Source organism: Myxococcus sp. CA039A (assembly GCF_013336645.1).
Classification (GTDB): domain Bacteria; phylum Myxococcota; class Myxococcia; order Myxococcales; family Myxococcaceae; genus Myxococcus; species Myxococcus llanfairpwllgwyngyllgogerychwyrndrobwllllantysiliogogogochensis.
This window is the reverse complement of the sequence record NZ_JABUMQ010000811.1, coordinates 1-418: the sequence shown is the minus strand read 5'-3', so window position 1 is coordinate 418 and position 418 is coordinate 1. Positions and strand designations below refer to the sequence as shown.

1 protein-coding gene is annotated in these 418 nt (G+C 45.0%); it reads right to left on the bottom strand.

Going from position 1 to position 418, the window contains the following annotated elements; all coding sequences use genetic code 11:
* The coding region (locus HR086_RS47710; protein ID WP_254626790.1) for an ABC transporter substrate-binding protein at nucleotides 1-418 on the bottom strand (418 nt) is incomplete at both ends.

The window sequence follows — 418 nt, the reverse complement described above, 5'->3', positions numbered from 1 at the left end:
TTTCACCACTACGGTAGCGGTTGACATCGGTAACTTCAGAAGCAATAGGCAAATAGGTTAACTGGTTAATAACGGTTTTCGCGTTGTTCCAGTAGGTCGGGCTGCGTTCAAGAACGATTCGTTCGTTTACGACCCAATCTTTTAAGGTATAGGCACCGTTGGTGACGATATTACCAGGCTGGGTCCATTTTTCGCCGAATTTCTCGATAGCGGCTTTTGGCACCGGTGAAGTTGATGGGTGAACAAGTAATTTATAGAAGTACGGAACGGGTTCACTTAAGGTGACTTCTAATGTGTGATCATCAATAGCTTTCACGCCGAGATCGGTAATCGGTTTTTTCCCTTCAAGAATTTCATCAATACCGGCGATATGCCCATATTGCAGATAACTGGCATACGGAGAAGCAGTGTTCGGATC